The 18,530-nt window shown below is 71.6% G+C and carries 19 protein-coding genes; all 19 read right to left on the bottom strand.

The features are described from left to right. Positions 1–62: 62 nt before the first annotated feature. Positions 63–2,279, bottom strand: coding sequence for a BamA/TamA family outer membrane protein (locus ACQY5G_RS00155; RefSeq protein ID WP_428275861.1), 2,217 nt, complete (start codon positions 2,277–2,279; stop codon positions 63–65). Continuing rightward, the gene (locus ACQY5G_RS00160; protein WP_428275863.1) at positions 2,276–3,109 is read right to left on the bottom strand and encodes a prolipoprotein diacylglyceryl transferase; all 834 of its coding nucleotides are present in this window, start codon (positions 3,107–3,109) and stop codon (positions 2,276–2,278) included. The genes ACQY5G_RS00155 and ACQY5G_RS00160 overlap by 4 nt, the downstream gene beginning before the upstream one ends. 84 nt (positions 3,110–3,193) lie before the next feature. After that, positions 3,194–4,291: a tRNA (adenosine(37)-N6)-threonylcarbamoyltransferase complex transferase subunit TsaD gene (tsaD, locus tag ACQY5G_RS00165; protein ID WP_428275865.1), complete on the bottom strand. Its 1,098-nt coding sequence runs from the start codon at positions 4,289–4,291 to the stop codon at positions 3,194–3,196. A gap of 35 nt (positions 4,292–4,326) precedes the next feature. Next, positions 4,327–5,274 carry a CdaR family protein gene (locus ACQY5G_RS00170; protein ID WP_428275867.1) on the bottom strand — a complete coding sequence of 316 codons (948 nt, stop codon included), beginning with the start codon at positions 5,272–5,274 and terminating at the stop codon, positions 4,327–4,329. Further along, complete coding sequence (locus ACQY5G_RS00175) at positions 5,275–6,060, bottom strand: PASTA domain-containing protein (RefSeq protein ID WP_428275869.1); 786 nt, start codon at positions 6,058–6,060, stop codon at positions 5,275–5,277. 7 nt (positions 6,061–6,067) lie between these two features. Then, positions 6,068–7,342 (bottom strand): RsmB/NOP family class I SAM-dependent RNA methyltransferase, encoded by a 1,275-nt coding sequence (locus ACQY5G_RS00180; RefSeq protein ID WP_428275871.1) that lies wholly within the window; start codon positions 7,340–7,342, stop codon positions 6,068–6,070. After that, the gene (locus ACQY5G_RS00185) at positions 7,339–8,115 is read right to left on the bottom strand and encodes a thiazole synthase (protein ID WP_428275873.1); all 777 of its coding nucleotides are present in this window, start codon (positions 8,113–8,115) and stop codon (positions 7,339–7,341) included. The genes ACQY5G_RS00180 and ACQY5G_RS00185 overlap by 4 nt, the downstream gene beginning before the upstream one ends. A 1-nt stretch (position 8,116) precedes the next feature. After that, positions 8,117–8,326 (bottom strand): sulfur carrier protein ThiS, encoded by a 210-nt coding sequence (gene thiS, locus ACQY5G_RS00190; protein WP_428275875.1) that lies wholly within the window; start codon positions 8,324–8,326, stop codon positions 8,117–8,119. A gap of 15 nt (positions 8,327–8,341) precedes the next feature. Further along, positions 8,342–9,082, bottom strand: a complete 741-nt coding sequence (locus tag ACQY5G_RS00195) for a thiamine phosphate synthase (protein ID WP_428278722.1) — start codon at positions 9,080–9,082, stop codon at positions 8,342–8,344. Then, positions 9,057–10,037 carry a methionyl-tRNA formyltransferase gene (fmt, locus tag ACQY5G_RS00200; RefSeq protein ID WP_428275877.1) on the bottom strand — a complete coding sequence of 327 codons (981 nt, stop codon included), beginning with the start codon at positions 10,035–10,037 and terminating at the stop codon, positions 9,057–9,059. The genes ACQY5G_RS00195 and fmt overlap by 26 nt, the downstream gene beginning before the upstream one ends. 33 nt (positions 10,038–10,070) lie before the next feature. Continuing rightward, positions 10,071–10,565: a peptide deformylase gene (gene def, locus ACQY5G_RS00205; protein ID WP_428275879.1), complete on the bottom strand. Its 495-nt coding sequence runs from the start codon at positions 10,563–10,565 to the stop codon at positions 10,071–10,073. Positions 10,566–10,623: 58 nt separating this feature from the next. Next, positions 10,624–10,917 carry a preprotein translocase subunit YajC gene (yajC, locus tag ACQY5G_RS00210; protein WP_428275881.1) on the bottom strand — a complete coding sequence of 98 codons (294 nt, stop codon included), beginning with the start codon at positions 10,915–10,917 and terminating at the stop codon, positions 10,624–10,626. After that, a complete protein-coding gene (gene tgt / locus ACQY5G_RS00215) occupies positions 10,914–12,101 on the bottom strand; it encodes a tRNA guanosine(34) transglycosylase Tgt (RefSeq protein WP_428275883.1) in 1,188 nt (395 codons plus the stop codon). The genes yajC and tgt overlap by 4 nt, the downstream gene beginning before the upstream one ends. A gap of 10 nt (positions 12,102–12,111) precedes the next feature. Next, the gene (locus tag ACQY5G_RS00220; protein ID WP_428275885.1) at positions 12,112–13,305 is read right to left on the bottom strand and encodes an S-adenosylmethionine:tRNA ribosyltransferase-isomerase; all 1,194 of its coding nucleotides are present in this window, start codon (positions 13,303–13,305) and stop codon (positions 12,112–12,114) included. Then, entirely contained in the window at positions 13,295–14,449 is a 1,155-nt protein-coding gene (ruvB, locus tag ACQY5G_RS00225) for a Holliday junction branch migration DNA helicase RuvB (RefSeq protein ID WP_428275887.1), read from the bottom strand. The genes ACQY5G_RS00220 and ruvB overlap by 11 nt, the downstream gene beginning before the upstream one ends. Next, complete coding sequence (gene ruvA, locus ACQY5G_RS00230; RefSeq protein WP_428275889.1) at positions 14,446–15,048, bottom strand: Holliday junction branch migration protein RuvA; 603 nt, start codon at positions 15,046–15,048, stop codon at positions 14,446–14,448. Before ruvA ends, ruvB begins: the two co-directional genes overlap by 4 nt. Beyond that, on the bottom strand, positions 15,045–15,521 hold the full coding sequence (ruvC, locus tag ACQY5G_RS00235) for a crossover junction endodeoxyribonuclease RuvC (protein ID WP_428275891.1): 477 nt from the start codon (positions 15,519–15,521) through the stop codon (positions 15,045–15,047). The genes ruvA and ruvC overlap by 4 nt, the downstream gene beginning before the upstream one ends. A gap of 2 nt (positions 15,522–15,523) precedes the next feature. Further along, on the bottom strand, positions 15,524–16,276 hold the full coding sequence (locus tag ACQY5G_RS00240; protein WP_428275893.1) for a YebC/PmpR family DNA-binding transcriptional regulator: 753 nt from the start codon (positions 16,274–16,276) through the stop codon (positions 15,524–15,526). A 20-nt stretch (positions 16,277–16,296) separates the two neighbouring features. After that, positions 16,297–18,384, bottom strand: a complete 2,088-nt coding sequence (fusA, locus tag ACQY5G_RS00245) for an elongation factor G (RefSeq protein ID WP_428275895.1) — start codon at positions 18,382–18,384, stop codon at positions 16,297–16,299. Positions 18,385–18,530: the final 146 nt, after the last annotated feature.

Here is an 18,530-nt window from a genome sequence, read left to right on the forward strand (position 1 = left end):
GACGATCCGGCGGCGCCGCCGGGGCGGCGGGGGGGTCGGCGCGGGGGAGCGGTCGTCGGAACTCAGAACGCTTCTCCGATGGACACGTGGATCTGCACGCGGCGCCAGAGTTCGAGCAGGGGGTGCGGATCGTCGAACCGGAACGGGTCGAACAAGACGGGCTGCGGCATCTGGACCAAGGTTCCGTCCTCCATCGATACAATTGCCGGTAACTCGGTCGCGAATGTCGTATTGTATCCAATATCGAGCCGGATGGAACCGACCGGGCTCGCGTACCGGAGTCCCATGCCCGGCGTCCACTGGATATCCCGCAGCTCCGTGAGCCGCTGCGAGACGCTCCCCGCGTCCCCGAAGAAGACGAGGCTCCACCGCTCGCTGAGGTATCGGCGCAGCTCGAAACTCAGTTCCAGCTGGGCGTCGCCCCCGCGGGGGCGCTCGTCGAAGGCGCCGGGGTCCTCCGTCGCGAGCCGCGCGACGCACGCCTCGAAATCTCCCGCCGGGCAGTCTTCCACCTGGTCGGCCACGAGCACGCGGGGTCCGAGGAGGTTCTGGCCGACGCCGCGCACGCTCCGCGAGCCTCCGACGAAGAAGCGTCGGGAGGGATGGATGAGCCGGTCGGTGCGGGGCGCGCCGGGAGTGAAGATGCGGGTGCCGGGGAAGCGGACGACTCCGGTTCGCGCGCGCGCGGCGAACACGAGACCGGGCTCGAGTTCCCGGAAGAGCGCGGCCTGTCCCACGATCCGCGCGTAGCGGTACTGCGATCCGGTGGTCTCGTGGGCGACTTCCCCCTCCGCCGTCAGGTAGTAGCCGCGCGTCGGGCGGAGTGCGTCGTCCGTCTCGTTGTAGAGCACGGAGAGCGTGAGGGGCGCCAGCCAGCGCGATCTCGTCACGGTGACGATGTCCTCGGGTTCGCAGAAACCGAAGTTGATGCAGAAGAAGATGTCCGCGGACTGCTCGCCGAAGCCGGTGTAGCCCGGCGAATACGAGAGGGTGGCGGACGCACGGCGCCCGATTCGGCGCGTCAGGCCGATTTCGGCGCCGAAGCCCTCCTGGATGAAGACATCGGGGATCGTCTCCCGCTCGACGAAGAGCCGGGCGCTGAAGCTGTTCTCGGCCGAGAAGGCGACGGGCAGGAGCAGTTCCGCCTGGAGCAGATAGTTCAGCGTCCGGAAGGAGGGGTGGGTGCCCACCTGGGAGCAGGGGAAGGACCCGTCCAGCTGGTCCGCGAAGATGTTCCCGAGCTGGCCGGTGATCTGCAGCCGCCGGGCCCCGCCGAAGAGGTTGCGGTGCGTGAGCCGCGTCTCGGCCCGGAGACACTGGTCGGTGCTCCATCCGACGCCGAATCGGGCCGCCCGCGGCGAGGCCGGGGTGACCTGGACGACGAGATCCAGGGTGGAATCGGCGGCGGCGGCCCCGGGGCGCGGCGATTCCTGGAGGATCGAGGCGAAGCGGATCGCGTCGATTCCGAAGAGGTTCCGCTGCCCCTCCTGCTCGGCCTCCTGGTTGTAGTAGTCGCCCGCGCGCAGGGGGAGGAGGTCGCGGATCACGTCCTCGCCGATCGCCTCGCCCCCCTCGATCCGGATCTCTCCCAGGCGATATCGGGCGCCGGGGCGGACATCCAGCGCCACCTGCGCGGTCCCGTCGCGCCCGCGCTGGAAGTCCTCCAGCGCCACGGCGTTCACGTAGCCCTGGCGGCGCAGCGAACCCATGAGACTGTCCACCCCGGCCTGGAGCCGACCGCGATCGAAGGGGTCGCCGACGCCGATATCGACGAGGGCCGCGGCCTCCTCCGCGCCGAGGGTCTCGGGCAATCCCTCGATGGAGAACTCGTCGATGAGGGTCGCCGGACCTTCCTCGATGATGAACGAGACGCTGGCGTCGACGCCGTTCGTGCGGACGAGGTGGTCGACCTCCGCCTCGAAGTGGCCGCGGAAGTTGTAGTACAGGCGGAGCCGGTCGGCGTCGACCCTGACCTCGAGCGTGTCGAGGTACGCCCGGCGGTGCGCGAATCCCCAGTTCGTCACCCAGCAGAAGGGGGACACCAGGAGGCTCGTGCATTCGGTGCTGCGCGTGCGGATCACCGCGCGCAACTCGCCGTCGGAGAGCGTCTCGTTGCCGCGGAAGCGGAGGGAGGTCACCTCGGCGCGGCGCGGTCCCGCCTCTCCTGCGGCCTGCCCGCTGAGTGGAGATGGCCCGAGATACGGAGACGGCCCGGCGAACGAAGGCGGCCCTGCGAGGGTGACGGCCAGCGCCAGCCCGGCCAGAGCCGCGCGTTTCACACCGCCGCCTCTGCGGCCCGGCGGCGCAACCTGAGGACGAGCGCGATGCCCCCCGCGAACAGCAGGACCGAGATCACCTGGGCGAGCGTGATGCCTCCGAAGAAGCGGTCGTCCTTGGCGCGGAAGATCTCGATGACGAAGCGCTCGACCGCGGCCATCGCGAGCCACATGCCGAACAGCCACCCCTGCACGTGCGGGTGCCGCCGCAGCCGCCACAGGAGGAAGAAGATGATGAGAGAGAGGCCCGTCTCGTAGAGCTGCGTGGGGTGGACGGCGAGGACCTGGCTGTCCGGAATCGAGGGATCCACGTCCGCCCCGAAACCCCGCAGGTTGCCGGCGGTCGTGGGCGGAAGACCGTTGGGGAAGGCGATGCCGACGAACGACTCCGTCGGGCGCCCGTAGTCGTCGCCGACGAGGAAACAGCCGATGCGGCCGATCCCGTAGGCGAGCGCGAGGGCGGGCGCGATCGCGTCCACCCCGAGGCCGGTGGCGACGGGGCGCCGGCGCAGCACCCACAGGACGCCGATGCACCCGCCGATGAACCCGCCGTACCAGACGAGCCCGCTGCGCGAGAAGATCATCCCCAGCGGATCGGCCGCGGTCCGGTCCCAGTAGAGGAGCACATAGTAGATCTTCGCCCCGACGATGCCGCCGATGAGCGCCCCCAGCAGCATGTCCGCCGCGAGGTCGCGCCCGGCGCCGAGACGCACGGTCTCCTGGCGCAGGACCACGTACCCGCTCAGAAAGGCGAGCGCCATCATCACGCCGAAGGACGTGATCGTGACCTCGCCGAGAACCGGCAGCGTCAGTGTGAAGAGTTCGGGATACACGTCTGGTACGCTCCTCGTTGGTTGCCGTGCTGCTCGTTGGCTGCTGTGCCGCTCGTTGGCGGTTCCCTGGTTCGGCGCCGGCCGTTACGCGAGGCCGGGAAACGCGAGCGCCGCTTCGGCGTTGAGCGACCACGAGCTGCGTTCCCCTCTCGCCAGGCGGAACCGCGCGGCCGCGGCGATCATCGCCGCGTTGTCCGTCGCGAGGCGGGGAGACGGGGCGTACAACTCTCCGGACGAGCCCAGACGCTCGGCTAAACCTTCACGAAGACGCGAGTTCCGCGCCACTCCCCCGCCCAGCACGACCCGCCGGCAGCCCGTCTGTTCCACGGCGCGTCGCGTCTTCTCGGCGAGGACGTCGACCACGGCCTCCTGAAAGTCCGCCGCGAGGTCGTCGACGGCGTCGGCGAGGACGCCCTCTTCCTCCAGTTGCTCGGCGATCCGCGCCACCGCGGTCTTCAGCCCGGAAAAGGACATGTCGTAGTACGCCGGATCGCCGGGCGGATCGCGTCGGCTCAGCATCGGGCGCGGGAGCCGGAAACGCCCCGCCCCGCCGTCCGCCGCTCCCCCCGCCGCCGTGCTCCTCTCCGCCGCGCTCCTCTCCGCCGCGCGCTGGATCTGGGGCCCGCCCGGATACGGCAATCCGAGCCGGCGCGCGACCTTGTCGAACGCCTCGCCCGCCGCGTCGTCCCGCGTCTGACCCAGGAGGCGGTAGCGCCCCCACGCCCGCGCCTCGAGGAGGAGCGTGTGTCCGCCCGAGACGAGGAGGCCGATGAAGGGAGGCTGCGCGCCTTCGTGCTCGAGCGCGGTGCCGAACAGGTGTCCCTCCATGTGATGGACGCCGAGGAGGGGAAGCCCTCGGGCGAAGGCGTAGGCCTTGGCCCAGTTCACGCCCGCGAGCAGGGCGCCGACGAGCCCGGGCCCCGCCGTCACGCCGACCCCCGCGATGTCCGCGTGGTCGACCTCCGCCTCGCGCATGGCGTGCCGCACCATCGCGTCGAGGGAGCGGATGTGCTCGCGGGCGGCGATCTCCGGCACGACGCCGCCGAACGCGGCGTGCGCGTCCTGCGAGGCGATCGCGAGGCCGCGGATCCCGTTCTCATCCACGACGGCGGCGGAGGTCTCGTCGCAGGAGGTCTCGATCCCGAGGACCGGCCCGCCCCGGAAGCCGGCGGCGGGCGCCACGGGGCGCGGCGCGGCGCCCGGGGCGGCCGGCGTGCCTATCGGTCCGGCGGGACGGAGGCGATGCCCGCGCTCACCCGCTCCGGAACGAGGTCGATCGTCACCGTGCCGACCACTGCGTCGGGCAGCTCGGCGCGCACGGGATAGGAGCCCGTCGATTCGAAGGAATTGGGGATGTCGACCGTCACGAGCAGGTCCCCCGGATCGAGTCCGTCCACGACGGCCGCGGGTCCGGTGACGGCCACGGTGACGGTCGGCGGATCCACGGAGGCCATGAGGGCCCGCGGGCCCGTGGTGACGACTTCGATCGCGAACAGACGGGTGCGGAGGGAGTCGACGTCGACGGTCGCGATCACGGTGGCGGGCTCGACCGAGAGTCCCGCGAGATCCGGCGGCAGGGCGATCTCGAGTTGCTGGGTCACGCGCGTGGAGACGGCGCCGACCTCGAGCATGGCCGTCGTCACCTCGGAGATCTGGTTGACGAAGGACGCGGGACCCTGGAGCCACACGCTGTCAGGGGCGACCTGCATGCCGACGACGAGCACGCCCGCCGCTGCCCTCGCATCCGTCCGGCCGGAGACGGCGACCCGCTTCCCGACGCGCTCCTCCAGGTACACGGTGACGGCTCCCGGGGAGACTCCCACGGGATCGAGCCCGAGTTCGCGGTTGTAGATGACCTCGGAGGCCGAGAGCGGAACCTGGACCACGGTGTCCTCGACCTGGTCGAGAACCTTGCGGATCACGGGCCTCTCGAAGCGGGCGGCGAACACCTCATTCAGGCGGCCGCGGAAGGTCGTCGTGATCTCGGCGGGCCGCACTTCGCGCAGACTCCACGCGGAATCGCTCACCTGGATCTCGAGGAGCGTCGAAACCGGCTGCTCGGCGATCTCGGCGTCGGCCGATACGCTGAGCCAGAGGAGTACCGACAGCACGATCGCCGCGACCTTGTAGGGCCAGTTGCTCGTGAACGCGCTCTTGAAGTCCATCTAACTCTCCAAGCCGGGGGTCGCGGGAACGGTGTCGAGGGCGGCGTCTCTCGTGACGTCCGCGGCGGCGGAGTCGGGCGGCGTCCCGGCCACGATCACGGAGACGAACCCGTCCCCCCGGAGGGCGGAGCCGGGGGCCGGACTCTGAAAGATGACGCGTCCCGGCACCTCGGGGGCCTCGACCTGGTAGCGGACGGCGCCCAGCCGGAGATCCACCTCCTCCAGAAGAAGCTCGAGGTCGTCCACATGGCGGCCCTGAAGATCGGGAACGGCGACGATCGCCTTCCCCTGGCTGACGAAGAGGCGGACGCGGGCGGGGAGAGGGAGGCTCGTCCCGGCGGCGGGCTCCGTGCGGATCGCGCCCGCGGCGGCGCTCTCGTCGGTCTCCTCGATATCGATCTCGAAGCCGAGCCGGGTGAGGAGGGTCGCGGCCTCGCCGCTCGGGAGACCGGCGAGGTCGGGCACGACGCGTGTTTCGATGCCGGCGCTCGTCGTGAGCACGATCGTGTCCCCGGCCCGGGCGAGCTGGCCCGGGAGCGGTCGCTGGGCGATGACGCCGCCCGTGGGAATCTCGCCGTGATGGAGACTGCCCTGCTCGGTGAAGACGAGCCCCAGAGCGGAGAGGCGTGCCCCGGCCTCGGCCAGCGATACGCCCGTGAGATCCGGGATCTCGGTGAAGTCGACGTCGGTCGGATCTTCCGCCGCGGGGAAGAGCCGCATGGCGGCGTACGCGTAGCCGACGCCGAACAGGGCGGCGAAGACGAGGGTCAGGCGCAGGAGCCTCACGGGACTCTCACGCGATCCGCCGCAGACGCGCGGCGTAGGCGCCGTCCGTGCCGGTGAGCCACGGGCGCACGAAGAGGTCGCCGCGAGGCGTCACGCAGTCGCTGCGCGCGCCCGCGCCGGGCGGATCGCGCCGGTAGTCGGGCCTGCGGTCCAGAAAGGCGTCCACCTGTCCTTCGTTCTCCTCGCGTTCGAGCGAACACGTGCTGTACACGAGCAGCCCGCCCGGTCTCACGGCCGCGGCGCACGCGTCCACGATCTCGCGCTGCAGGGCCACGAGGTCGTCGAGGCCGCGCTGTCCGAGCCGCCAGCGGGCGTCGGCCCGCCGCCGCAGTACTCCGGTGCCCGTGCAGGGCACATCGGCCAGCACGGTTCCGGCCTCGGCGACCGGAAGCCGCCGCGCGTCGGCGACGGCCGCGCTCACCGGCAGCCCGAGCCGGCGGGCCGGCGCGCCGAGGCGGGCCAGCCGCCGGTGCGAGATGTCGAGCGCCACGACCGGCACGCCGTATCCCGCGGCGAGCCCGAGGGCCTTCGTGCCCGGCGCCGCGCACACGTCGAGCACCGGCTCCGCGAGCCGGTCTCCTGCGTAATCTACCACGGCGGAGGCCGCAGGGTCCTGAGCCACCGCCCGCAGATGGGAGAGCGCGGTCTCCGGCAGCCCCCTTTCGAGCCGGTAGGAGCGCGGCCAACCGGGGACGGGCTCGAGTTCCACGCCGTCGGGCGGCGCCGGATCCTCCCCTGTCAGCATGCGTACGACGACGTCGGGCGGCCGGTTCTGCTGTTCGACGAGACGCCGCACGTCCGCCAGCTCCCAGCGCGCGAGCCACCGCCGGACGAGCCACTCCGGATGCGAACCCCAGGAGCACAGGTGCCCCACCGGATCCGCGTCCGGATCGGGAAAGGGGTCGGCGTCGCGGCGCCGCGTGAGCGCCCGCAGAACGGCGTTCACGTACCCGGCGCGCCGGCGCCCCAGCGCGGAACGCGCCGCGCCGACGGTTTCGCCCACCGCCGCGTGGTCCGGCGTCCGCAACTCCGTGAGCTGGTACACGCCGATGCGAAGCCAGTCGCGCACCGCCCGGTCCATGCGGGAGGGCGGCCGGTCGGCGCAGGCACGGATCCAGGCGTCGAGGCGGGCGCGCAGGCGGAGGCAGCCGAAGGCGATGTCCAGCGCGAGTCCGCGGTCGGCCGCGTCCACGGCCGGGAGGATGCGCGATGCCGCGCGGTCGGAGAGCGCCCCGCGCCGCACCTCGCCCAGGATCCGGTGGGCCGCCGCGCGGGGGTTCAAGCCGGCGGCGGCACGCCCTCGAGCGGGCTCGAAGGCACCGCCCATTCACGCCGGGGCATGCGGCCGGCGACGTATGCGCGCCGGCCGGCCTCCACCGCCAGCCGCATGGCGCCGGCCATCTCCACCGGGTCCTCCGCCGCCGCGATCGCCGTGTTCATGAGGATCCCGTCCACGCCCTGCTCCATCGTCGCGCAGGCGTCGGATGCCGTGCCCACGCCGGCATCGACGATGACCGGAACGGAGAGGCGGGACTTGATGATGCGGATGTTGAGCGGGTTGAGGAGTCCGAGACCGCTCCCGATCGGCGAGGCGAGCGGCATCACCGCGGCGGCCCCGGCCTCCTCGAGCCGCAGCGCCGTGATGAGGTCGTCGTTCGTGTACGGGAGCACGACGAACCCCTCGGCGACGAGCACGCGCGTGGCCTCGATCAACTCCTCGGTGTGGGGGAGGAGCGTGTCGGGGTCGCCGATGACTTCGAGCTTCACCCAGTCGCTCATGCCCGCCGCCCGCCCGAGCCGCGCCGCGCGGATCGCCTCCTCGGCGCTGTAGCAGGCGGCGGTGTTCGGCAGGAGGCTGAACTCGTCCGGGCTCAGCGTGCGGAGGATGTCGTCGCGGTCCGGGTTCTCGATGTCGACCCGGCGCACCGCGACGGTGACCATGTCGGCGCCGGAGGCCCGGATCGCGTCGAGCATGATCTCGGGACTCGGGTATTTCCCCGTTCCGACGATGAGGCGGGAAGCGAAGGTGCGGCCGGCGATTTCGAGCGGCGCCATCTCAACCGCCTCCCACGAAGTGGACGAGTTCGACGCGGTCCCCCGCTTCCAGCTGCGCGCTCTCGATCTCGGGCGGACGGACGATTCGCCGGTTGAGTTCGACGACGAGCATGCGCCCATCGAGTCCGAGATCCCGGAGCAACGTCGCGACCGACGTTCCCGCGGGAACGTCCCGCTCTTTTCCGTTCACCTGTATCTGCATGATTTCCATGAAGTCGGTATCCGATTAGCCGTCCAGCCGGTCGAGCTGTCTGCGCATGCCGAGCGCGGCTTGCGCCGGGTCGGGCGCGGACCACACGGCCCGCCCCACCACGATGCCGTACGCGCCGGCCTCCGTCACCTCCTCGATCCGATCCGCGCCGACGCCTCCAATCGCGAGGATCGGGGGCGGGCGCCGAGCGGAAGGCCGGTGAACGGCAAGCCGGTGGGCGGTCAGTCGGCGGCGGACCGCGGACACGGCGGCGGGACCGCTCCCCTCGACCCCCGGATGCGAGGGCGTCGCGTAGATCGTGCCGAGCACGATGTAGTCGGCGCCCTCGCGGACCGCTCGCAGCGCGCCTTCCGCGTCGTGCACGGACGCCCCGATCGCGAGCCTCCCCGCGCACGCCCGGACCATTCGGCGCGTCTCCTCCACCCCGAGCGCGGTCCGCCCAAGTTGTACGGCCCGCGCACCCGCCGCCAGCGCGACATCGGGCCGCCCGTTCACGACGAGCCAGCCTCCGGCACGGGACGCGATGGGAGCGAGCCGGTCCGCGACTTCGAACAGCCGCCGGGCGCTGATCCGGGCCCGCAGATGGATCGCGAGGGGGGCCGCGCGCTCCAGCACGCGCTCGACCGCCGTGAGCCCGTGCGGGTCGCCTGGGCCGCTCCGGTCCCCCGGGCCGCGCGGGTCGCCCAGCTCCCGCTCCGAGACGAGGACGTGCAGTCGCGGAAGTCGTGGCTCAGTCGAAACGGACCTCCTTCGGATCCGGGAGGCCCCTCACCCATGCGGCCGCGCTCATGCGGCGGCGGCCGGCCGGCTTCACGGCGCCGACGGCGACCGTGCCCGATCCCGTCGCGACGCGCAGTCCCCGAACGGGATCGACCCGGACGACGGTGCCCGGCGCGGCTTCCGAGCGGGCGCTGTCGGCGCCGCCGCCGCCAGCGGGGGAACCTTCGACGCTCGGCTCGAAGCACTGCACGGTTCTCCCGGCGAGGGCGGCGGGTGCGGCGAGCGACGTCCACGCGGCGGGCCAGGGGTCGCAGCCGCGGAGCCAGTTCGCCACTTCGGCCGCGGGGCGAGACCAGTCTATGCGCGCCGTCTCGCGGTCGAGCTTCGGCGCCCATGTCGCGCGCGCGTCGTCCTGCGCCCGCTCCACCGCCCGCCCGGCCGCCAGGTCGTCGAGCACCGCGACGAGCCGTGCCCCCCCGGCCTTCGCGGCCTCCGCGTACAGTTCCCCGGCCGTCATCGCTGCCGGGATGGGAATCCGGGTCTGCCCGAGCACGGGGCCGGCGTCGAGTGCCGCGACCATGCGCTGGATGCTGACCCCGGACTCGCGGTGCCCCCGGATGATGGCCCAGTTGATGGGGGCCGCGCCGCGCAGCGCGGGCAGAAGCGACCCGTGCACGTTCAGCGATCCGAGAGGAGGAAGATCGAGCGCCGCCTGCGGGAGGAGTCGGCCGTACGCCGCGACGACGGAGATGTCGGGACGCAGGCGGCGGGCGGCGGCGAGGAAGGCCTCCTCGCCGGGACGCTCGGGCTGCAGCACGGGCACTCCGGCCTCGAGCGCCCACGCCTTCACCGCACCCGTCCGAGGACGCCTCCCCCGGCCGGCGGGCCGGTCCGGGTTCGTGACGACGCCCGCGATGTCGTGCCCCGCCCCCCGCATCGCCTCCAGCGAGGGGAGCCCGAACTCCGGCGTGCCCCAGAACAGAACCCTCATCGGAAGAGAACCCTCATGCCGCCCGCAGCCGCTTCAGTCCCGCTCCTGTTTCCGCCACTTCGCGAGGAGGATCTTCCGCTTGAGCGGGCTCACGCGATCCAGGAAAAGGACCCCGTCCAGGTGGTCCTTCTCGTGCTGGATGCAGCGGCTCAGAATGCCGTCGGCGCGGATTTCGACCGGCTCTCCGTCCAGTCCGAGGCCGCGGGCGACGATGGACTCGCTCCGCTCGACCGTCTCCGACAGTCCGGGGATGCTCAGGCATCCCTCCTCCTCCTTCGTCGCGCCCTCCTCTTCGACGATCTCGGGGTTCACGAGAACGCCGGGCGGGATCTCGTCGTCGCGCACATCGTACACGAAGAGACGGATCGGCACGCCCACCTGGGGCGCCGCGAGACCGATGCCGTCCGCATCGTACATCGTCTCCTGCATGTCGGCGGCGAGCCGGCGGACCTCGTCGTCGATCTCCGCCACGGGGGCGCATTTCTCCCGCAGGACGGGGTCTCCGAAGATGCGGATGTCGAGGATCACGAGGACTCGGCGAGGCGACCGGAGCCGGCGGGGACGGAGGCCGCCGAACCCGAGGCGGCTAGTTGACCTTGCCGATCTTCGAGCGCTCGACTTCGACCCGGGTGTCGCCGCTCTTGATCGTGACGATGTCGTTCGTGAGGTGGACGATCTCGCCCACGATGCCGCCGATCGTCGAAACCTTGTCCCCCCGCTTCAGGTTCCTGACCATCTCCTGGTGCTCCTTCTGTTGCTTCCGCTGCGGACGGAAGAAGATGAAATAGAAGATGGCGAGGAATCCGCCCATCATCATTATGGTGGCGGCCGGATTCGCCGTCCCTCCCTCGGGGGCGGCCATGAGGTTCAGCATCATCATCGTCCGTCCTCACCTTCGGGTTCGGTCGCGGGGCGCGGGGAGCCGCGCCGGTAGGTCGCGAGCCAGTCGTCGGCCCAGCGGTCGTATTCGCCCCGCAGGATCGCCGCGCGCGCGTGGGAAGTCAATCGGATCAGGAAGCGCACGTTGTGCAGCGAGAGGAGCCGCAGGCCGAGCAGTTCGCCGCTCACGAAGAGGTGCCGCAGGTAGGCGCGGCTGTAGTCGGTGCAGCAGGGGCCGTCGCACGTCTCGTCGAGCGGCGCGGGGTCGGATGCGAAGCGAGCGCCCTTGATGTTGATGCGGCCCTCGGCCGTGAAGGCGGTGCCGTTGCGCCCGTTCCGGGTCGGCGCCACGCAGTCGAACATGTCCACGCCGCGCCGCACCGCCTCGATGACGTCGTCGGGATAGCCGATGCCCATCAGGTAGCGGGGCCGGTCGGGAGGAAGGGCGGGTTCGATGGCGTCGAGCACGCGGTGCGTCACGTCCTTCTCCTCGCCCACGGAGAGTCCGCCGATCCCGACGCCCGGCCACTCGCCCATGGCGAGCGTGCGTTCGACGGATTCGAGGCGAAGGTCTTCACAGGAGGCGCCCTGGACGATGGGAAAGAGGAGGCCGTCGCCGCCGGGATGTGCCTCCCGCTGCGCTTCGTGACTCGCCCGGCACCGCGCGAGCCAGGCGAGCGTGCGTTCCACCGCAGTCCGCGCGGCCTCGGGGGAGGACTCCCCGGGGGGACATTCGTCGAACGCCATGCGGATGTCGGAGCCGATCGCGGCCTGGATCTCCATCGAGAGTTCCGGCGTGAGCCGGTGCAGACTCCCGTCCAGGTGGCTGCGGAAGGTGACGCCCTCGTCGTCGATCCGGTTGATGCGGGCGAGCGAGAAGACCTGGAACCCGCCCGAGTCGGTGAGGATGGGACCGTCCCATCCCATGAACCGGTGGAGTCCGCCGAGTTCCTGGAGCACGCTCGTGCCCGGCCTCAGGTAGAGGTGATAGGCGTTCCCGAGCAGGACCTCGACCCCCGCGTCGCGGAGTTCCCCGGGGGTGAGCGATTTCACCGTCCCGAGCGTCCCGACCGGCATGAAGCACGGGGTGTGGATCGTGCCGCGCGACAGGCGGAGCGTCGCGGCGCGCGCCCGCCCGCTCGCTCCCTCGACGAGAAAGCGCCCGGCGTCCGCGGACGCCGTCACGGGGTCGTTCTCATGTGATGACCATCGCGTCGCCGTAGGAATAGAAGCGGTATCGCTCGCGGATCGCGTGCGCGTAGGCCTCGAGCGTGAGTTCCCGGCCCGCGAATGCCGCGACGAGCATGAGCAGGCTGGAGCGTGGAAGGTGGAAGTTCGTCACGAGGGCGTCCACGGCGCGGAAGGTGTACGGGGGGCGGATGAAGAGGTCCGTCCAGCCCCGCCCCGGTTCGAAGGCGCCGCCTGCCGAGGGGCCGCCCGCCGATCCGCCGCGCGCGACGACCGTCTCCAGCACGCGGCAGGAGGTCGTCCCGACGGCGAACACGCGCCCGCCCGCCGCGCGCGTCGCGTTCAGCGCCTCGGCCGCGGCGGCGGAGAAGGTGTACGCCTCGGGGGCGACCTCGTGCTCGTCGATCCGGTCCGCGGTCACGGGGCGGAAGGTGCCGAACCCGACGTGGAGGGTGAGGGACACGAGGCGGACGCCGCGGGCCTCGATCGCGGCGAGCGTCTCCCGGGTGAAGTGAAGTCCCGCCGTCGGGGCGGCGACGCTCCCGGCCGGCGCCGCGTACACGGTCTGGTAGCGCTCCCGGTCCTCGGCATCGTCGCACGCGCGCCACGCCCCGTCCGACCGGAGCCGTCCATCGCCGCCGTCGCGCCTCTCCCGCCCGCCCGCCGTTGCGTCGGGGGCGTCGCGGACGATGTACGGGGGGAGGGGGACGCGGCCGTGGCGCTCGATCAGGCTCCAAGCGTCGTCGTCGCCGGCCAGCCGCACGAGGCGGGTGCCGTCGGAGGCGGAGTCGAGGATCTCGACGGCGAACCCGTCCGCGATGTCCACCGTGCGGCCGGGCTTGAGCTTGCCGCCGGGGCGAACCATGGCGCGCCAGAGGCGGGTGTCCGCTTCGTCGAAGGGGGCGAACGGCTGGAGCGCGTCGGACTCGGGGCGCACGAGGAGGATCTCGGCGCGGGCGCCGGTCGGCTTGCGGCCCAGCAGCCGGGCCGGGAAGACGCGGCTGTCGTTGACGACGACGGCATCGCCGGCGCGGAGCCGCTCGAGCAGCGCGGGAAAGGCCGCGTCCGTGAAGCGGCGCCGCGCGCGATCCAGCACGAGGAGGCGGCTGGCGTCGCGCCGCGCGGGCGGGCGGGCCGCGATCAGCTCGGCCGGCAGCTCGTAGTCGTACGCCTCCGTCCGTCCGGCCGGCTCATCCGCCATCGCCGAACAGCGCACCCTGTGCCCCGCCCCCGCCCTCCGACCCTTCCCGGTCGCTCGGGAGCGCGTAACCGAAGCGCTCGTACGCCTTCCGGGTGGCCACGCGGCCGCGTGACGTGCGCTGCATGTACCCGTTCTGGATCAGGTACGGCTCGTAGACCTCCTCGAGCGTCCCCGCGTCCTCGGCCACGGCGACCGCGAGAGAGGCGAGTCCCACCGGACCCCCGTCGAAGGTCTCGATGATCGCCTTCAGCACGCGCGCGTCCATCTCGTCGAGGCCGTACTCGTCGACGTTGAGCAGCGTGAGACCCTTCTCCGCCGTCCCGGAATCGATCGTGCCGTCGCTCCGCACCTGCGCGTAGTCGCGGACGCGGCGCAGGAGGCGGTTCGCGATCCGGGGGGTGCCGCGCGCGCGGCGGGCGATCTCCTCGGCGCCTCCGGGCGTGATCGGGATGTCGAGGAGGCTCGCGGAGCGGGTGACGATGCGCGCGAGTTCCTCCGGCGGGTAGTAGCCGAGGCGCTCGATGACGCCGAAGCGCGCGCGCATCGGGGCGGTCAGGAGCCCGAAACGGGTCGTCGCGCCCACGAGCGTGAAGCGCTCGAGCTTCATCGAGAAGGTCTCCACCCGGGGCCCGTCGCCGAGCCGGATCTCGATGCGGTAATCCTCCATCGCCGGATAGAGGAACTCTTCGATCACGGGCCGAAGACGGTGGATCTCGTCGATGAAGAGGATCCCGCGCGGCGGGAGGTTCGTGAGCAGGCCCGCGAGGTCGCCCGGCTTCTCGAGCACGGGGCCGGAGGTGAGCTTGATCCCGACGCCGAGTTCCTCCGCGAGGAGGAGGGCGAGCGTCGTCTTCCCGAGGCCCGGCGGGCCGTAGAAGAGGGTGTGGTCGAGCGCCTCCTCGCGGCCCAGCGCCGCCTCCACGAAGACGGAGAGGCTCTCCTTGACCCGCGCCTGTCCGATGAACTCGTCGAGCCGCCGCGGGCGCAGCGAGGCGTCCGGGCGCTCATCGCTCTCGAGCACCTCGGGCGTCGTGATCTCCGTGCGCGGGCGGGCCTCGCCCCCGGCGCCCGCATCGCCCCCGGCGCCCGCGTCGCCCGCGTTCCGCGTGTCGCCGGATCGGCCCGGCGGCCCCGGCGCGGTCATACGTGCTGCAGCGCGCGGCGCACGAGTTCCTCGGCCCCGATGTCGGGGTCCTCGCCCGCTTCCGCGAGTCCCTGCAGGGCGCGGCTGACGGCGTTCTCGCTCTGGGAGCGCGGATAGCCGAGGCCGCGCAGCGCCTGCACGGCCGCCGCGGCGACCCCGCCGCCCGGCACGGGGTCGTCGCCCATGTCGCCGAGGTCGTCGAGCTTGTCGCTGAGTTCGATCACGATGCGTTCGGCCGTCTTCTTGCCGACGCCGCTCACGGTCTGGAGCGTGCGGTGGTCCTTGGCCCGGATCGCGCGGACGACGCGTTCGGGGCGAAGCGCTCCCAGGATCGCGAGCGCGAGCCGGGGGCCCACGCCGCTCGGGACGCGGAGCCGCTGGAAGAGTTCGCGGTCGCGCGGTGTCTCGAAGCCGAACAGCTCGAAGGCGTCGTCGCGCGCGACGAGGACGGTGTGCAGTTCGACCTCGGATCCCTCGGGCGGAAGGCGCCCGGCGAGCCCGAGCGGCACGCCGACCTCATAGCCGACGCCGTCGCCCGTAAGGACCTCGACGACGCCCTCCTCGCGCCCGACGAGTTCGCCCCGGAGGCGCCGGATCACCGGATCGGTCCGCCGAGGAGGTGGCAGAGCGCGACCGCGCACCCGTCCGCCGCATCCGCCGGACGCGGCGGCTCGCCGAGCCGCAGATGGTGCTTGACCATGAAGCCGACCTGCTCCTTGCTCGCGGCGCCCGTTCCCACGACCCGCTTCTTCACCTCGCGCGGCGCGTACTCGTGCACCGGCAGCTCCCGCAGCGCGGCCGCGAGCACGAGGACGCCGCGCGCGTGTCCGAGCACGAGGGCGGTGCGCGCGTTCCGCCCGTGAAAGGCGCTCTCGATCGCGACGCACGTGGGCTCCAGCCGGTCGATGAGTTCGAGCGCCGCGTTGTGGATGTCCACGAGACGCCTGGGGAGGTCCTCTCCGCGCGGCCGCACGACGCCGCATTCGATGAGGCGATACGCGGGCCCTCCCGGGCGGCGCCCTTCGACGAAGCCGTAGCCGGTCGCCCGCGTGCCCGGGTCGACGCCCAGCACCTTCAGGGGGCTTCCCAGTCCGCCCCCTCCGCCTCCTCCAGATCCACGTTCGTATTCACCTTCAGCACGTCGTCGTGCTCGTCGAGCGCGTGCAGGACGGCGAGCACCTTCTCCGCGTCGCGCCCCTCCAGTTTCACCGTGTTGCCGGGCACCATCGCGAGTTCCGCCTCCTCGACCGGAACGCCGGCGTCGCGCATCGCGCCGAGCACGTCGTGGAAGTCCGGCGCCGTCGTCGTCACGACGTACATCCCGTCCTCGGACTCGAAGTTCTCCGCCCCCGCCTCGAGCGCCGCGTCGAGTACCGCGTCCTCGTCGCACTCCTCGGCGGACACGAGGATCTGGCCCTTGCGTTCGAACATCCACGCGACGGAGCCGCTCTGGCCCAGGTTGCCGCCCCGCTTGTCGAGCAGATGCCGGAGTTCGGCCAGCGTGCGCCGGGGGTTGTCCGTCAGGCACTCGAGGTAGAGCGCGGCGCCGCCCGGCGCGTAGCCCTCGTGCGTGACCTCCTCGAAGCTCGCGCCCGGCAGGTCCCCCGTCCCGCGCCGCACCGCGCGATCGATGTTGTCGGCCGGCATCCGCTGGCTCTTCGCGTTGTCGATCGCGGTCCGCAGGCGCGGATTGAAGTCCGGATCTCCCCCGCCTTCCCGCGCCGCCACGGCGATTTCGCGACCGAGCTTGGAGAAGAGCTTCCCCTTCGCCTTGTCGGTCACCGCCTTCTGGCGCTTGATCTTCGACCACTTCGAATGGCCCGCCACCGGCTACCGCCCGCTCGTTTCTAGTCGTCGTCGCGCTGCGACTCGGCGATCACCTTCTCCTGAACATGCGGAGGAACCTGCTCGTACGCAGCAAGGCTGCGCGTGTGCGTCGCCTTTCCGTGCGTCAGGGAGCGCAGCGCGGCGGAGTACTTGTAGAGTTCCGCCTGGGGGACGTGCGCCTTCACGACCTGCCGCCGCCCCTTCGAGTCCATGCCGAGCACGCGGCCGCGCCGCTGGTTCAGGTCCCCCATCACCTCGCCCATGTATTCCTCGGGCGTCTCGACCTCGACCTCCATGATCGGCTCGAGGATCACGGGGTTCGCGTCCCGCGCGACCTTCTGGAACGCGATCGATCCCGCGATCTGGAAGGCGATGTCCGAGCTGTCCACGGAGTGATGCGAGCCGTCGTAGCATTCGGCCTGGAAGTCGACGAGCGGATAGCCGGCGAGGACCCCGCGGTTCGACGCCTCGCCGATCCCCTTCCCCACGGCCGGGACGAACTTGGTCGGGATCACGCCGCCCTTGATCGAGTCCACGAACTTGTACCCTTCACCGCGCGGCAGCGGGCTGAGCCGGATGTGGCAGTCGCCGAACTGCCCGCGCCCGCCCGACTGCTTCTTGTGGCGCCCCTGCCCTTCCGCCGTCTTCGTGATCGTCTCGCGGTAGGCGATGTTCGGCTGGTGGGTGTCCACGTTGACCCCGTACTTCCGGGTCATCTTCTCCAGCGAGATGTTGAGGTGGATCTCCCCGAACCCCCGGATGATCGTCTGTCCCCGTTCGGGGTCGTAGCCGGAGGAGAAGGTCGGATCCTCCTCGTGCAGCTTCGCGAGGCCGCTGCCGATCTTGTCCTCGTCGGCCCGCGTGCGGGCGGTGACGGCGAGGGAGAGGTCCGGCCGGGGCCATTCGATCCCGCCGAACGAGAGCCGGCTCCCGCCGTCGCAGAGCGTGTCCCCGGTGTGCGTGTTCTTGAGCTTCGTCACGACCCCGATGTCGCCGGGGTTCAGCGCGTCGACGTCGATGCGGCGCGCACCGTGCGGAATCGCGAGGTGCGCGATGCGCTCGCTGGCGGAACGGTCGGGGTTCGCGAGCGTGACGCCGTTCGTGATCCGGCCGGAGAAGACGCGGAAATAGCTCAGGTCGCCGACGTGGGGCTCCGACGTCGTCTTGAAGACGAGCGCCGCAATGGGCGAGGCGGCTCCCGGGTCCAGCGAAACTTCGCCGCTCCCGTCACTCGCGGTCTGGGGCGCGGCGCGGTCGGGCGAGGGGAATAGTTCCACGATGCGGTCCATGAGCGCCGGCACTCCCGCGCTCGTCTGGCATGAACCGCAGAACACGGGGACGATGTCGCCGGAACGGATCGCCTCCGCGAACACCTCCCCGAGCCGGCCGGGATCGAGTTCCTCTCCCTCGAAATAGGCTTCGAGCAGATCGTCGTCCCCCGACACGATCGCCTCGATGAGTTCCTCCCTGAGGTCCTCCACCTCCGACGCGACGTCCTCGGACGCGTCGGCCACGCCGGCCGCCCCCTTGTCCCCTCCCTTGAAGGTGTGGGCCTTCATTGTGAGGAGGTCGACGAAGCCGCTGAAGTCGGCGCCCGCCCCGATGGGAACGTGGACCGGCATCGCGGCGGCGCTGAGTTCGTCGCGGATCTGGCCGAGGGTGTTGCGGAAGTCCGCGTTGTCGCGGTCCATCATCGATACGAAGACGGCCCGCGGCAGGCTCCGGGCGTCCGCGGCGGCCCAGGTCTTTTCCGTCCCCACCTCGACGCCGGAGATCGCATCGATGACGCAGATGCCGGCGTCCGCCACGCGGATCCCCGCCACGACTTCGCCCAGGAAATCGAGGTAGCCGGGAGTGTCGATGAGGTTGATCCGCACGTCGTTCCGGACGGCGTGGGCGACGGCGAGGTTGATCGAGATCCTGTGGCCGGTCTCTTCCGGCGTGAAGTCGGTGAGCGCGTTCCCCTTCTGGACATCGCCCTTCCGCGTGGCTCCGCCGGCGATGTAGCACATCGCGTCCACGAGCGTCGTCTTCCCGGCCCCTCCGTGCCCGAACAGGACGACGTTGCGAAGGTTGCGCGTTTGATATTCCGAGGCGGCAGGCGCCATGTACTCCTCCTGGGATGGAACCGGGGCCGGCGACCCGCGACAGGCGCTTGCTCCGGCCACGGGCCGTTCCGTGCGCGACGCTCCCGGCCGGGGGCTCGCGCGGGGCGGACATTGTAGAAACCGGCGGCGAAAAACTCCAGCCGGGC

Origin of the sequence: Candidatus Palauibacter sp. (assembly GCF_965261555.1) — a bacterium.
GTDB lineage: Bacteria > Gemmatimonadota > Gemmatimonadetes > Palauibacterales > Palauibacteraceae > Palauibacter.

Coding starts and splice junctions, on each gene's coding strand:
- thiS (WP_428275875.1), bottom strand. CDS start 8,326: ATGGAAATCATGCAGATACAGGTGAACGGAAAAGAGCGGGACGTTCCC.
- fusA (WP_428275895.1), bottom strand. CDS start 18,384: ATGGCGCCTGCCGCCTCGGAATATCAAACGCGCAACCTTCGCAACGTC.
- fmt (WP_428275877.1), bottom strand. CDS start 10,037: ATGAGGGTTCTGTTCTGGGGCACGCCGGAGTTCGGGCTCCCCTCGCTG.
- ruvB (WP_428275887.1), bottom strand. CDS start 14,449: ATGACCGCGCCGGGGCCGCCGGGCCGATCCGGCGACACGCGGAACGCG.
- ACQY5G_RS00185 (WP_428275873.1), bottom strand. CDS start 8,115: ATGGCGCCGCTCGAAATCGCCGGCCGCACCTTCGCTTCCCGCCTCATC.
- yajC (WP_428275881.1), bottom strand. CDS start 10,917: ATGATGATGCTGAACCTCATGGCCGCCCCCGAGGGAGGGACGGCGAAT.
- ACQY5G_RS00170 (WP_428275867.1), bottom strand. CDS start 5,274: ATGGACTTCAAGAGCGCGTTCACGAGCAACTGGCCCTACAAGGTCGCG.
- ACQY5G_RS00220 (WP_428275885.1), bottom strand. CDS start 13,305: ATGGCGGATGAGCCGGCCGGACGGACGGAGGCGTACGACTACGAGCTG.